Consider the following 12,858-nt stretch of genomic DNA (forward strand, 5'->3'; position numbering starts at 1 on the left):
TCATCGTTCAAAAAGAAACCCCGCCTTCCAGCGGGGTTTCTCAATCTCGACGGGAGCTGGTTGGCGCTAGGCTACTTCGTCCAGCGTCGGATAGTCTGCGTAGCCCTTTCCGCCGCCGCCATAGAGCGTTGCCTGGTCGAGGCCATTGAGCGGGGCGTTTTCCTTCAGTCGGCGGACGAGATCTGGATTGCCGATGAACGGCTTGCCGAAGGCGACAACGTCGGCTCTGCCGCTGTCGATGGCTTCCTCGGCCAACTCGCGGTCGTAGCCGTTGTTGAGCATCCAGCCGGCCTTGCCGCCGGCAGCCTTGTAAGCAGCGTGCAGCGCGTCATAGTCGAAGGGCAGGAAGTCGCGCGCGCCACCGGTTGCGCCTTCGATGACGTGGATATAGGCGAGATCGTATTTTGCCAGGCCTTCGATGACATAGGTGAAAAGCGGCTGCGGCTGCGGATCACTGGCATCGTTTGCCGGCGTTACCGGCGAGATGCGGATAGCGGTGCGGCCGGCGCCGATTTCCTTGGTCACGGCGTCGACTACCTCGAAGAGGAAGCGAGCGCGGTTCTCGATCGAGCCGCCATACTGGTCGGTGCGGTCGTTGATGTCAGCGCGCAGGAACTGATCGAGAAGATAGCCGTTGGCGCCATGGATCTCGACGCCGTCGAACCCGGCATCGATCGCAGCGCGAGCGGCCTTGCGATAGTCCTCGACGATCCCCGGGATCTCGGCGGTTTCAAGCGCCCGTGGTTCGGAGGTCTCGGCAAAGTGGCCGCTGCCGTCCTTTTCGACGAGATAGGTCTTGGCCTTGGCGGCTCTGGAGGTCGACGAGACCGGTTTGCCGTCGTTCGGCTGCAGGCTGGTGTGCGAGATGCGGCCCACATGCCACATCTGCACGACGATCTTGCCGCCATTGGCATGCACGGCGTCGGTCACCTTCTTCCAGCCGTCGAGGGCGTCCTTGGTGTAGAGACCGGGCACGTCGGCATAGCCCTGGCCTTGATGGGTGATGGCGGTGGCTTCGGTGATGATCAGGCCCGCCGTGGCGCGCTGGGCATAATACTTGACGTTCAGATCGTTCGGAACAGCGTTGGGAGAGCGGTTGCGCGTCAGCGGCGCCATGACGATGCGGTTGGCGATGGCGATATCGCCCAGCTTTGTCGGGTCGAAGAGTTTGGTCATTGGGGGTCCTTTTTTGCTATGCGGATTGTTGGGTGGAGGAGGGGCTCGATGTGAGGGTGAAGAGAGCCAAGGCTATTGTCAGAGTTCTTTCTGCAAGGTCGCGAGGAATTCGGCGATGGTTTCCTCGTTGCGCTTGTAGAAGATCCACTGGCCAAGGCGCTTGGTGGTTACCAGCTCTGCGCGTTGCAATGTGCCGAGGTGGGCGGAGACGGTCGATTGTGACAGGCCGCAGCGCTCGAACTGGCTGGCGCAGACGCCCAGCTCCAGCGGGTGCTCCTGGGTCGGGAAATGTGCGCGCGGATCTTTGAGGTGATTGAGGATTTCGAGCCTGGCCGGATGGGCCAATGCCTTCAGTATCTCAGTCCTGTCCATCGAACTTACCTCGCGAATATCGAAAGTAGACGATTTATGTATCGTCGGATTTCGATATATCAAGGTCTGCCGTCAGATATTATTTTACGTGGCGTATTTTGTTGCGTGCTCAGAAAATGGGCAAAAAAAGAGGGCCACCGGAATGAACCAGGGCCCTATAGGTGTGAAGGTCAAAAACCTCCAGAGGGGAACAGCTGCTGCGGTGGAACTGGGAGGAAAAGCCACCATATGCATCAGCTATGGGCGTTATGATGCTAATTTGTGCACTGCGCAATGCTTTTTTGTGCATGGCAGTTATGCGTTGGTGGCGCTTGGTGAAAAAAGGCAAAAAAAAGGGCCTCCGGAGTAAACCAGGGCCCTATAGGTATGAAGGTCAAAAACCTCCAGAGGGGAACAGCCAATGCGGTGGAACTGGGAGGAAAAGCCACCGTGTGCATCAGCTATGTGCGATATGGTGTCTAAATGGGCATCCTTCAACTCTGTTTTGTGCATATCAGCCATGCATAATACGCGTAGCTGATATATTAGTTCAAAAAATCGTTGAATTTCCAATCATTTAGATCGGATTAGAAGTTCCAGTTCCGCGCCTTCGCAACGACAAAATCGCGGAAAACTTTAAGTTTCGCCGCATTTTTCATCTCGTCGGGATAGCAGAAATATGTGTCGAAGGACGGTACGTCGGCATTGATCGCGAGCTGAATCAGTCCGGGGTCGCGGCCAACGATGTAGTCCGGCAGCACTGCAATGCCGATGCCGAGCAGGCAGGCGCGCTTGATCGAGGTCTGGCTGTTGATCTGCAGATGCGGCAGGCGCTTGTTGTCCGACGAGCGGCCGGCGATCTCCAGCCAGTTGACGTCGAGAAGATAGTTCGGTGCTGGTTCGCCGAAGCTGATGATGCGATGGTCGTCCAGATCCTCCACCGACTGCGGCTCGCCGTAGCGGTTGATATAGGAGGGGGCGGCGTAGACATGCATGTGCACGGTGAAGAGCTTGCGCTGGATCAGATCCGATTGCTGCGGCTGACGCAGGCGGATGGCGCAGTCTGCATGCCGCATGTTCACGTCCAGCTCCTCGTTGTCGAGGATGAGCTGGATCTGCATGTCGGGATAAAGCTGCAGGAATTCCTGGATCTTGTCGGTCAGCCAGCCCTGGCCCAGGCCGACCGTCGTCGTTACGCGCAGCTTGCCGCTCGGCTTGTCGGTCGTCTCGGTCAATTGCATCTTGACCGTTTCGAGCTTCAGGAGAACGTCATGCGCGGTGCGGTACAGCAATTCGCCCTGTTCGGTCAGGATCAGACCGCGGGCATGGCGATGGAACAGCTTGATGCCGACATCCTGCTCCAATGCGCTGACCTGGCGGCTGATGGCGGATTGGGACAGGTGCAGTTTGTCGGCCGCATGCGTGAACGATCCCGCTTCGGCAGCCGCGTGAAAAATACGCAGCTTGTCCCAGTCCAATGGCATGCCGCTTCCCCTCATCGGCTATATCACTCCGCAGCCACGGCGACGGGCATGTGCCCAGTCAAATAGCGTTCCGCCTCGAGGGCGGCCATGCAGCCCATCCCCGCTGCAGTGATCGCCTGTCGGAACGTATCGTCGGTCACGTCGCCGGCGGCGTAGATGCCTTCGACGCTGGTCGCAGTCGAATCCGGTGCGGTCCAGAGGTAGCCATTATCCTTGAGCTTCAGCTTGCCCTTGAAAAGCTCGGTCGCCGGCGCGTGGCCGATAGCGACGAAAATACCGTCGATGGTCACGTCGGTGATGACGCCGGTGCGGGTGTCGCGCAGGCGCGCGCCGGAAACCGATGGCGGCATCGGCGGCTTGGCCGGTGTGCCGGTGATTTCGGCGACTTCGGTGTTCCAGAGGATCTTGACGTTCGGCTTGGCGAACAGTCGCTCCTGCAGGATCTTTTCGGCGCGGAAGGAATCGCGGCGATGCACCACCGTCACCGACTTGGTGATGTTGGAAAGATAGAGTGCTTCCTCGACGGCGCTGTTGCCGCCGCCGACCACGATCACATCCTTGTTGCGATAGAAGAAGCCGTCGCAGGTGGCACAGGCGGAAACGCCGAAGCCCTGAAAATGCTGCTCGGTCTCGATGCCGAGCCACTTGGCCTTGGCGCCGGTCGCGATGATCAGCGTGTCGGCGGTCCAGACCTGGCCGCTATCCGTGCGTGCAACGAAGGGGCGTTGATTCGTATCGACTTCGGTGACGAGGTCGTTGACGATCTCAGCGCCGACGTGCTTGGCCTGCTGCAGCATCTGTTCCATCAGCCACGGGCCTTGGATCGGATCGGCAAAGCCCGGGTAATTTTCGACATCCGTCGTGATCATCAGCTGACCGCCCTGTTCCATGCCGGCGATCAGGACTGGCTCCAGCATGGCGCGCGCGGCATAGACGGCAGCCGTATAACCGGCGGGGCCGGAACCGATGATGAGCACCTTGGTGTGGCGGGCAGGCATAGTTTAAGTCCTTTCAATCTCAGCGCGTCGTGGACTGCAGCTTCAAACGGGCGAAGCAGGCGATTTCACGATCTGCTGACCCATTTATGATTGCCGCATGCATTTATTCAAGGGCAGCCTTGCATTACCAACAGAGCAAATCTGCTTTGTGTAAGATTCGGTTACGCAAGCGAAACTTTCTTGCGAATTTCCTCGCTTTATATAGAAGCTGGCGATGGGGAATTAAAGAAAGGCCACAAAAGTGCTGCGAGCTGAACTCGACGCCATCGATATCAAGATTCTGCGGGAACTCCAGCGCGACGGGCGCATGACCAATGTCGAGCTGGCCGATCGAGTCGGCATTTCCGCGCCGCCCTGTCTGCGCCGGGTGCGCAAGCTGGAAGAAGCCGGTATCATCGAAGGCTATCACGCCATGCTGAACAGCCCGAGGCTCGGCTTCGATCTCGTTGCTTTCTGCATGGTGGGCCTCAAGCATCAGTCGGAGGCCAACCTCAAGGCTTTCGCCAGTGCGACGGCGGAGTGGCCGCTCGTGCGCCAAGCCTGGATGGTGTCCGGCGACAGCGATTTCCTGCTGCATTGCGTTGCTGAAAATCTCACCCGCTTCCAGGATTTCGTCATCGAAGTGCTGACGGCCAACGAGCATGTCGATACGGTCCGTACCATGCTGACCATCCGGCAGGTGAAGAAACTCGGTCTCGTGGAGCTCTAAGGACATGGTGGACCGTCCCTGGCACCGAACGTTGGTCAAGCTGGGCGCGCGCGTGCTGCTCGGCAGTTCGCGCGCTCACGCGCAGGACTGGTTTCCAGGGCTTGGCATTGTGCGCAAGAGCGGCGTGGGGGAGGTGTTCTACCACCGTGCCAAGGTCGCCGATCTCTCGAATAGCGATCGGCTGCGGGACGGGGCGAGCGAAAATATCTACATCGTCGGCTCTGGCCCATCGATCCGTGACTGCGATCTCACCGGCCTGGAGCCGAAAAGCGCCATCTTGCTGAACGGCGCGATTGGATTGATCGGCGCGCAGATTGCCACGCCGCTTGCCGTTGCCGTGGAAGATGAGCGTTTCGTCTGGCGGCATTCGGAGATGATGCGGCGCAGGATCAAACCCGGCATGGTCTGCCTGTTTTCAGTTTCCGTGCTGCGGGCGATTTCGGAGCTGGATAGCCGTTGGTTGTCGGACAAGACGGTTATTCTGATAGACAATATCAGCAAGCCCTATGGCGCTCGCCGCCGCTTGATAGACGATCTTGGAAAGCTCGATTTTGTGCGGCTCAACGCAGCTGGCACCGCCGGTTTCTCCTTTGCCCCGGATCTGGGTGTCTTTCAGGGAGGCTCGGTCGCCCTGTCGGCGCTGCAGTTCGCGTTTTATTGCTCACCCAAAACGATCGGCTTCCTCGGCATCGATATTTCCAACGCCGGCGAGCCACGTTTTTATGAGACGGGCGATGAAGCCGCTTTTTCCGGAATCGCGCGGGCCGAAGACCGGATCCTCGAACATTTTGTTCTGGCAAGAGAAATCGCCTCGAAGCGAGGCGTGACATTTGTCAATTATTCGCCGGTTTCGGCACTGTTGAAACATGGGTTCGGCTATGATGACAGGTTTGCCGCGGCATCGACGATCTGAGTTGTAGGGAACGGACGCATGGGTTGGCTGAAACCTAAGACTGCCGATGCTAAGAAACTGGCCATCGACCCGCCGCAGCCTCGAGAGGGCCGTCACGGGATCGCTATCGCCGTCTGCGTCAAGGACGAGGCGCGGTATATTGAGGAATGGGTGCGTTTCCATCGTGCCGTCGGCATTCGTCACTTCTATATCTACGATAACGGCTCGACGGATGAGACCCTGGCAATTCTGCGCGATCTCCTCGATGCCGACATGCTGACGATCATCCCCTGGGCCGGGCGGATGAAGGACGCGGGTACTGGAACGACGCTGAACGGCCAGGTCATCGTCTTTGCCCATGCCATCCTTAATTTCGGCGGCGCATATCGCTGGATGGCTTTTATTGATGTCGACGAATTTCTGCTGCCGAAGGAAGGGCGCACGGTCGAGCAGGCGCTTGAGGCGGTGGGGGATTTCCCGAATGTCTCGTTGCCCTGGCACATGTTTGCCACCAGCGGCCATGCGACGCCTCCCGGCGGTCCGTTGACGCTGAACTACACGATGCGCGGCGCCGATCCGATGACATCAAAGGAAGATGTTCGCAATTTCAAATGCATCGTCGATCCTTGCGAGGTGACGGAAGTCAGCGTGCATCAGTTCCAGACCCGCGAATTCGGTGATCTCACAGCGAACGATGCCGGAAAGCGCTTCACGCGCCGGGCGCGGAAGTCGCCGGAGTTCTATTCGAACCGTTTCCTGCAGCTCAATCACTATTACACCAAGTCCCGCGAGGAGCTGATGGCGAAGCTGGCGCGCGGGTGGGCCTACGATACTTCGCCGACCAAATATCGGGACAAGGTTTTGTCGATCGTCAAAAGCATTGAGGAGGATGTGGTCGAGGATCGCGCGATGATCGATTTCATCGAGCGCAACCGCATCGACCTTGATCAATAGCCTGACGGTTCAGCCGAGTAGTTGCCGATAGACATCGCCGATGGCCGTCGCTTCTTTTTCCAGGGCGAATTCGCTGCGGACGTGACGCACGGCGTTTTCACCCTGCTGGAGCGCCTGGTCCGGATTGGTCAGATAGAAGGCGATCGCCTTGGTCAGCGCCTCGCCGTCGCCGGCGGGCACGATCGCGCCGGTTTCTCCCGGCACGATCATCTCGGCATAGGCGCCTGCGTCGGACGCGACGACTGCGGTGCGCGAGGCCATGGCCTCCAGCGGCGTCAGGCCGAAACCTTCATTGCGGGAAGGGGCGACATACAGCGTCGCGCGACGATACCAGGGCCTGACGCTATCGACTTCACCCAAAAAGCGGATGCGGTCAGTAAGGCCGGCTGCGGCCACCATCTTTACCAGGTCGTCGGCAAAGCCGCGGTGTTCTGCGGTCACGCGGCCGCAGATGACGGCTGTCCAGTCCGGATAGCGCGGCAGAAGCTCGATCATCGCCTTGACGAAGAGATCGGTGCCTTTCTGGTGGCGGACGCGGCCGAAGCAGCCGACAAGGTGGGTGCCGGGCAGGCCACTGGCGGCCATCCGGTCGTCGGGCACTTCCGGCGGATGGAACAGCTTGAGGTCCACGCCATGCTGAATGACGGTATGCGGCACCTCAAGGAAACTGCCGGAGCGAGTGCTGGTGGCGATCACCGCATCCATGCGGCGGATCAGCCAGCGCGTATAGCCGGTGTGGCGGCGCTGGGCCGCCGAGGTGAAAAGCAGTTTCAGTGGCATCCGCAGCACGGAGCGTAGCAGCAACCCGACCAGCATTTCATTGTTGCGGCGGGCATGCCAGACACGCACGCGATGGCGACGCGGTCTTATCCAGAGACCGGGCAGCCGTGCCCATCCGAGCCTCGGCAAATCTTCCGGCAAGCCCGGGCCAAGCGTGGCGATATGGCAGCCGAGCTCGATCTGCTTCGGAATGAGCTGCACGATCGTTGATGTAACGCCGGAGAGCCGGCGTTTGAAGTTCGTCGCGATGACCTCGATCTCGCTGAGATCGCTTGCATGCGATGAGTCACGATCGCGCACGGGCGATCAGCCCCAGGAGATGGAGAGGATTTCGTAGGCCTTGGCGCCGCCTGGGGCGTTGACCTCGATGGAATCGCCGACTTCCTTGCCGATCAGCGCGCGGGCGATCGGCGAGGAAATGGAGATGCGGCCAGCCTTCACGTCGGCTTCCTGATCGCCGACGATCTGGTAGCTCTTCTCTTCCTCGGTGTCCTCGTCGATGAGCTTTACTTTGGCGCCGAACTTGATCTTCGAGCCGGACATCTTGGTGAGGTCGATGACTTCGGCGCGCGCCGTCAGGTCTTCGAGTTCGCCGATGCGGCCTTCATTGTGGCTCTGGGCTTCCTTGGCAGCATGGTACTCGGCGTTTTCGGAGAGATCGCCATGGGCACGGGCTTCCGAAATTGCTTCGATGATTCGCGGGCGTTCTTCCTGCTGCCGCCAGCGCAGTTCTTCCTGCAGCTTGACGAACCCGTTCTGTGTCATCGGTACCTTTTCAACCATTTTTCTTGTCCTTCACTCCCTGTACTGCGCTGTCGCAGACACAAAAGAAAACAGGTCCCGAAGCGGTACTTCGGAACCATGTTGAGCCATTATTCTGTCATCTATAGCAGATTGCGACAGCCGATTTCCAGAAAATTCGAAGACTTATGGCGAGGCTGATCTTGGTCAGCACCCGCCAGAGTCAGTTTTGCACAACCGACGATCAGCAACTCGAAAGTAGCGGTCGCGGGCCTCGATCGCCTCAGAAATAGCTCTGCAGAGTCCGGACTTCGAGGTTGCCGGCCTTCAGTGCCTTGATCGCCATAGCGGCGGCTTCGGCACCGGCCATGGTGGTGTAGTAGGGCACTTTCTGCATCAGAGTTGCGCGACGCAGCGACTTCGAATCGGAGATCGCCTTGTTGCTGTCGGTCGTGTTGATGACGAGCTGGACCTGACGGTTGCGGATGGCATCCTCGATATGCGGACGGCCCTCCAGCACCTTGTTGATCTTGGTGGCGGCAATGCCCTGTTCGGCCAGATAACGCTGCGTGCCGCCGGTGGCGAGCACCTTAAAGCCCAGCTCGGTCAGCATGCGGATGGCGGGCAGGACGCGCGGCTTGTCGTCGTCGCGGACGGAGACGAAGACCGTTCCGTCACGCGGCAGTTCGACGCCGGCACCGAGCTGCGACTTGGCGAAGGCCAGCGCAAAATCCGTATCCAGACCAATGACTTCGCCGGTCGAGCGCATTTCCGGTCCAAGCAGAATGTCGACACCGGGGAAACGGGCGAAGGGGAAGACGGCTTCCTTGACGGCAATGTGCTTGAGCTTGCGCGGATCCGGCTTTTCGCCATAGGCGGCAAAGACCGCATCCAGCTTTTCACCGGCCATGACGCGGGCAGCGATCTTGGCGATCGGCGCACCGATGGTCTTGGCGACGAAGGGCACGGTACGCGAGGCGCGCGGGTTGACTTCGAGCACGTAGACGGTGCCGTCCTTGATGGCGAACTGTACGTTCATCAGGCCGCCGACATTCAGCGCCTTGGCCATGGCCTTTGCCTGGCGTTCCAGCTCGTCAATCATGGCGGGCGACAGCGTGCGCGGCGGCAGCGAGCAGGCCGAGTCACCGGAGTGAATGCCGGCTTCTTCGATATGCTCCATGATGCCGGCAACGTAGACGTCGGTTCCGTCGGACAGGCAGTCGACATCGACTTCGATGGCGTTGGCAAGATAGCTGTCGAACAGCAGCGGGTTCTTGCCGAGCAGCGTGTTGATCTGGCCGGTCTTGTCGTTCGGATAGCGCTGCTTGATGTCTTCCGGAACCAGTTCCGGCACCGTGTCGAGCAGGTAGGTTTGCAGCATGCCTTCCGAATGGATGATCTGCATGGCGCGGCCGCCGAGCACGTAGGACGGGCGCACGACCAGCGGGAAGCCGATTTCGGAGGCGACGAGGCGAGCCTGCTCGACAGAGTAGGCGATGCCGTTGTTCGGCTGGTTGAGATCGAGCTTCATCAGAAGCTTCTGGAAGCGGTCGCGGTCTTCGGCAAGGTCGATCGCATCCGGCGCGGTGCCGAGGATCGGGATGCCGTTCTTTTCGAGCGCTTCGGCAAGCTTCAGCGGCGTCTGGCCACCGAACTGGACGATGACGCCGACCAGTTCACCATTTTCCTGCTCCGCGCGTAGGATTTCGATGACGTCTTCGGCGGTCAGTGGCTCGAAATAGAGCCGGTCCGAGGTGTCGTAGTCGGTCGAAACGGTTTCCGGGTTGCAGTTGATCATGATCGCTTCATAGCCGGCATCCTTCAGCGCGAAGGCGGCGTGGCAGCAGCAATAGTCGAACTCGATACCCTGGCCGATACGGTTCGGACCGCCGCCGAGGATGACGACCTTCTTGCGGTCGGAGACCTGTGCCTCAGAGCGAGCAGCGCCGACGAAGGGCGTTTCGTAGGTCGAGTACATATAGGCGGTCGGCGAGGCGAATTCGGCCGCGCAGGTATCGATGCGCTTGAAGACCGGTCGAACATTCAGACTGTTGCGCAGCTCAGCCACTTCCTTCGGACGCTTGTCGGTGAGCGTTGCCAGGCGGGCGTCGGAGAAACCCATAGCCTTCAGCATGCGCAGGTTGGTCGCGTCTTCCGGCAGGCCATGTTCGCGGATGCGGGCCTCCATGTCGACAATGCTTTTCAGTTGCGCGATGAACCAGGGATCGATCTTGCAGCCTTCATGCACTTCTTCAGCGGTCAAGCCAAGGCGCAACGCCTGGGCGACCATGCGCAGGCGATCCGGTGTCGGTGTGCCGATGGCGGCGCGGATGGCGTTGCGGTTGCCTTCGCCTTCCTCGGTGCCGGGGATCTCAATCTCATCAAGGCCGGTGAGGCCGGTTTCGAGGCCGCGAAGCGCCTTCTGCAGCGATTCGGCAAAGGTGCGGCCGATCGCCATGACTTCGCCGACCGACTTCATCGCGGTGGTTAACACAGGCGAGGCGCCGGGGAACTTTTCGAAGGCGAAGCGCGGGATTTTGGTGACGACATAGTCGATCGACGGTTCGAACGAAGCGGGCGTCGCGCCGCCGGTGATGTCGTTTTCCAACTCGTCCAGCGTATAGCCGATAGCGAGCTTGGCCGCGACCTTGGCGATCGGGAAGCCGGTGGCCTTTGAGGCCAGCGCCGACGAGCGCGACACGCGCGGGTTCATTTCGATGACGACCAGACGGCCGTCCTTCGGATTGACGGCGAACTGCACGTTCGAACCGCCGGTCTCGACGCCGATCTCGCGCAGAACCGCGATCGAGGCATTACGCATGATCTGGTATTCTTTGTCGGTCAGCGTCAGCGCCGGGGCAACCGTGATCGAATCACCGGTGTGGACGCCCATCGGGTCGATGTTTTCGATCGAGCAGATGATGATACAGTTGTCCGCCTTGTCGCGGACCACTTCCATCTCGAATTCCTTCCAGCCGAGCACCGATTCTTCGACCAGCACTTCCGTGGTCGGCGAAGCATCGAGACCGCCGCCGACGATTTCGAAGAATTCCGAGCGGTTATAGGCAATGCCGCCGCCTGTGCCGCCGAGCGTGAATGAAGGACGAATGATGGCGGGCAGGCCGACATGATCGATCGCCTGAGCTGCGATCGCCATGGCATGGCTCATATAACGCTGCTTGCGGTCGCTCTCGCCGAGGTTCCACTGGTTTTCCAGCTCATCGAGCGCCTTGTCGAGCGCTGCGCCGGAAAGGGATGCCTTCAGCTTGCTGCGCTCAGCCTCATGCGTCTTGCGGTCGGCATCCTTGATGTCGGTGGCGTTCGCCAGCATCGAGCGTGGTGTTTCGAGGCCAATGCGCGCCATGGCTTCGCGGAAAAGGGCGCGGTCTTCGGCCATGTCGATGGCGGCCGGCTTGGCACCGATCATTTCGACATTGTAGCGGTCGAGCACGCCCATGCGCTTCAGCGACAGCGCGGTGTTGAGCGCCGTCTGGCCGCCCATGGTCGGCAGCAGTGCGTCCGGGCGCTCCTTGGCGATGATCTTGGCTACCACTTCCGGGGTGATCGGCTCGACATAGGTCGCGTCGGCCAAGCCCGGATCGGTCATGATCGTCGCCGGGTTGGAGTTGACGAGGATGACGCGGTAGCCTTCCTCCCGAAGCGCCTTGCAGGCCTGTGTGCCGGAGTAATCGAATTCGCATGCCTGACCAATGACAATCGGTCCAGCGCCGATGATGAGGATCGATTTGATATCTTGGCGCTTCGGCATGGGCTCACATCCGTTTTTTGGCTGCGCGAAAAACCGGCCAGGGTGGGAGATCACCGGCCGGGGCGCATGGTCAAGTCTTTTCAGGCTAGAAGCGGCTTATAGGCAAATGTATTTGCAAACGGAACCCCATAAATCACGGAATCGACAGGAATCGACAGCTCCCGCCACTTCTATCTGAAGCGCCGCCGCGCATCCTCCGCATAGGGGCGGCTTACCGGGATTGCCGTGCCGTCCTGCATCACGACGAAAAGCTTGCCATTGTCGCGCTTCAATCTTTCGACATGTGCGTAGGCAACCCAATGCGATCGATGCAACCGCATGCCTTCGACAGTACCGGTTTCGCGTATGGCGTCAGCGAAACGCAACAGGATCAGCTCTCGACCTCGGTTCGTGACGACTTCGGTGTAGTGATCCTGCACCGCAAGGCGGAGTATCGGGCCTCGGTTTTCCGGCTTTAGACGAGCCAGAATTGGCACCGGCGAGTCAGTCTTGTCGATGGTTGGGTTTGCGATCTCCGACGCAGCGGCGATTTGCGAATGCATCGTCATGTAGGTCAGCAGGCAGAACAAGGCGCAGAGCGGTGTGGTAAAGACGATCTGCTGGAGCAAGGAGACCAAGGTTGTGACGTCGCCCGTAAGAGCAAAACCGATGACTGAGAGAGAAGCGGCGATCGGCACCGCGGCAACCAGCGAGCCGACCATCATTCGGCAGAACATGCTGCTTATTTGGCGGCGGAGCAGGATTTCCGCCATCACTGAAAAGGAGATCGCGATGCTCCAGGCCACGGTTTGGACGAGAAGCCAATAGGCGAAGCGCGTGCCGACCGGCATGCTGTTCATGGTGCCGTAGGGGCCGGTAATGGTGAAGAGCAGAACCACAACGGCGAATGTTGCCCAAAAGCGGGCTGAACGCAGGAAGACCTGCAATTCACGAAGCGTCGATTGCAGAAAGGTGCGATCCACGAAATTTCCCGTTCTTTCATGCCATTTCGATTGAACAGGCAA

General features: G+C 59.8%; 11 protein-coding genes. 3 read left to right on the forward strand and 8 right to left on the reverse strand.

What is annotated here, in order from left to right; translation table 11 throughout:
• Window positions 1-66: 66 nt before the first annotated feature.
• The 4 genes from RRH01S_RS00880 to trxB all read right to left on the reverse strand — a co-directional run bounded on the left by RRH01S_RS00880 (window position 67) and on the right by trxB (window position 4,009).
• A complete protein-coding gene (locus tag RRH01S_RS00880) occupies window positions 67-1,176 on the reverse strand; it encodes an alkene reductase (protein ID WP_012651916.1) in 1,110 nt (369 codons plus the stop codon).
• Between the two features lie 78 nt (window positions 1,177-1,254).
• Complete coding sequence (locus RRH01S_RS00885; RefSeq protein ID WP_007701560.1) at window positions 1,255-1,548, reverse strand: ArsR/SmtB family transcription factor; 294 nt, start codon at window positions 1,546-1,548, stop codon at window positions 1,255-1,257.
• Between the two features lie 566 nt (window positions 1,549-2,114).
• On the reverse strand, window positions 2,115-3,011 hold the full coding sequence (locus tag RRH01S_RS00890) for a LysR family transcriptional regulator VtlR (RefSeq protein WP_007701562.1): 897 nt from the start codon (window positions 3,009-3,011) through the stop codon (window positions 2,115-2,117).
• Between the two features lie 23 nt (window positions 3,012-3,034).
• Window positions 3,035-4,009 (reverse strand): thioredoxin-disulfide reductase, encoded by a 975-nt coding sequence (gene trxB / locus RRH01S_RS00895; protein WP_012651914.1) that lies wholly within the window; start codon window positions 4,007-4,009, stop codon window positions 3,035-3,037.
• Window positions 4,010-4,250: 241 nt separating this feature from the next.
• Here trxB and RRH01S_RS00900 point away from each other — a divergent pair, with 241 nt between their 5' ends.
• From RRH01S_RS00900 to RRH01S_RS00910, 3 genes are read left to right on the forward strand one after another with little or no spacing between them, the layout of a single operon-like run.
• Entirely contained in the window at window positions 4,251-4,718 is a 468-nt protein-coding gene (locus RRH01S_RS00900; protein WP_007701565.1) for an Lrp/AsnC family transcriptional regulator, read from the forward strand.
• 4 nt (window positions 4,719-4,722) lie between these two features.
• On the forward strand, window positions 4,723-5,631 hold the full coding sequence (locus RRH01S_RS00905) for a WaaZ-like lipopolysaccharide core biosynthesis protein (protein ID WP_042469673.1): 909 nt from the start codon (window positions 4,723-4,725) through the stop codon (window positions 5,629-5,631).
• A gap of 18 nt (window positions 5,632-5,649) precedes the next feature.
• Window positions 5,650-6,564, forward strand: coding sequence for a glycosyltransferase family 92 protein (locus tag RRH01S_RS00910; protein WP_012651912.1), 915 nt, complete (start codon window positions 5,650-5,652; stop codon window positions 6,562-6,564).
• A gap of 9 nt (window positions 6,565-6,573) precedes the next feature.
• Here RRH01S_RS00910 and RRH01S_RS00915 read toward each other — a convergent pair whose 3' ends face one another.
• From RRH01S_RS00915 to RRH01S_RS00930, 4 genes are all read right to left on the reverse strand, one after another.
• Window positions 6,574-7,644, reverse strand: a complete 1,071-nt coding sequence (locus RRH01S_RS00915) for a glycosyltransferase family 4 protein (protein WP_012651911.1) — start codon at window positions 7,642-7,644, stop codon at window positions 6,574-6,576.
• Between the two features lie 6 nt (window positions 7,645-7,650).
• Window positions 7,651-8,127 carry a transcription elongation factor GreA gene (greA, locus tag RRH01S_RS00920; protein WP_007701580.1) on the reverse strand — a complete coding sequence of 159 codons (477 nt, stop codon included), beginning with the start codon at window positions 8,125-8,127 and terminating at the stop codon, window positions 7,651-7,653.
• Window positions 8,128-8,368: 241 nt separating this feature from the next.
• Window positions 8,369-11,854, reverse strand: a complete 3,486-nt coding sequence (carB, locus tag RRH01S_RS00925) for a carbamoyl-phosphate synthase large subunit (protein ID WP_007701583.1) — start codon at window positions 11,852-11,854, stop codon at window positions 8,369-8,371.
• A 170-nt stretch (window positions 11,855-12,024) separates the two neighbouring features.
• Window positions 12,025-12,816: a LytTR family DNA-binding domain-containing protein gene (locus tag RRH01S_RS00930; protein WP_012651910.1), complete on the reverse strand. Its 792-nt coding sequence runs from the start codon at window positions 12,814-12,816 to the stop codon at window positions 12,025-12,027.
• Window positions 12,817-12,858 lie beyond the last annotated feature (42 nt).

The sequence above is a fragment of the Rhizobium rhizogenes NBRC 13257 genome (assembly GCF_000696095.1).
GTDB lineage: Bacteria > Pseudomonadota > Alphaproteobacteria > Rhizobiales > Rhizobiaceae > Rhizobium > Rhizobium rhizogenes.

Excerpts from the sequence above, each read along its gene's own strand:
- RRH01S_RS00880 (WP_012651916.1), bottom strand. The coding sequence starts at position 1,176 with ATGACCAAACTCTTCGACCCGACAAAGCTGGGCGATATCGCCATCGCC.
- RRH01S_RS00885 (WP_007701560.1), bottom strand. The coding sequence starts at position 1,548 with ATGGACAGGACTGAGATACTGAAGGCATTGGCCCATCCGGCCAGGCTC.
- RRH01S_RS00890 (WP_007701562.1), bottom strand. The coding sequence starts at position 3,011 with ATGCCATTGGACTGGGACAAGCTGCGTATTTTTCACGCGGCTGCCGAA.
- trxB (WP_012651914.1), bottom strand. The coding sequence starts at position 4,009 with ATGCCTGCCCGCCACACCAAGGTGCTCATCATCGGTTCCGGCCCCGCC.
- RRH01S_RS00905 (WP_042469673.1), top strand. The coding sequence starts at position 4,723 with ATGGTGGACCGTCCCTGGCACCGAACGTTGGTCAAGCTGGGCGCGCGC.
- RRH01S_RS00910 (WP_012651912.1), top strand. The coding sequence starts at position 5,650 with ATGGGTTGGCTGAAACCTAAGACTGCCGATGCTAAGAAACTGGCCATC.
- greA (WP_007701580.1), bottom strand. The coding sequence starts at position 8,127 with ATGGTTGAAAAGGTACCGATGACACAGAACGGGTTCGTCAAGCTGCAG.
- carB (WP_007701583.1), bottom strand. The coding sequence starts at position 11,854 with ATGCCGAAGCGCCAAGATATCAAATCGATCCTCATCATCGGCGCTGGA.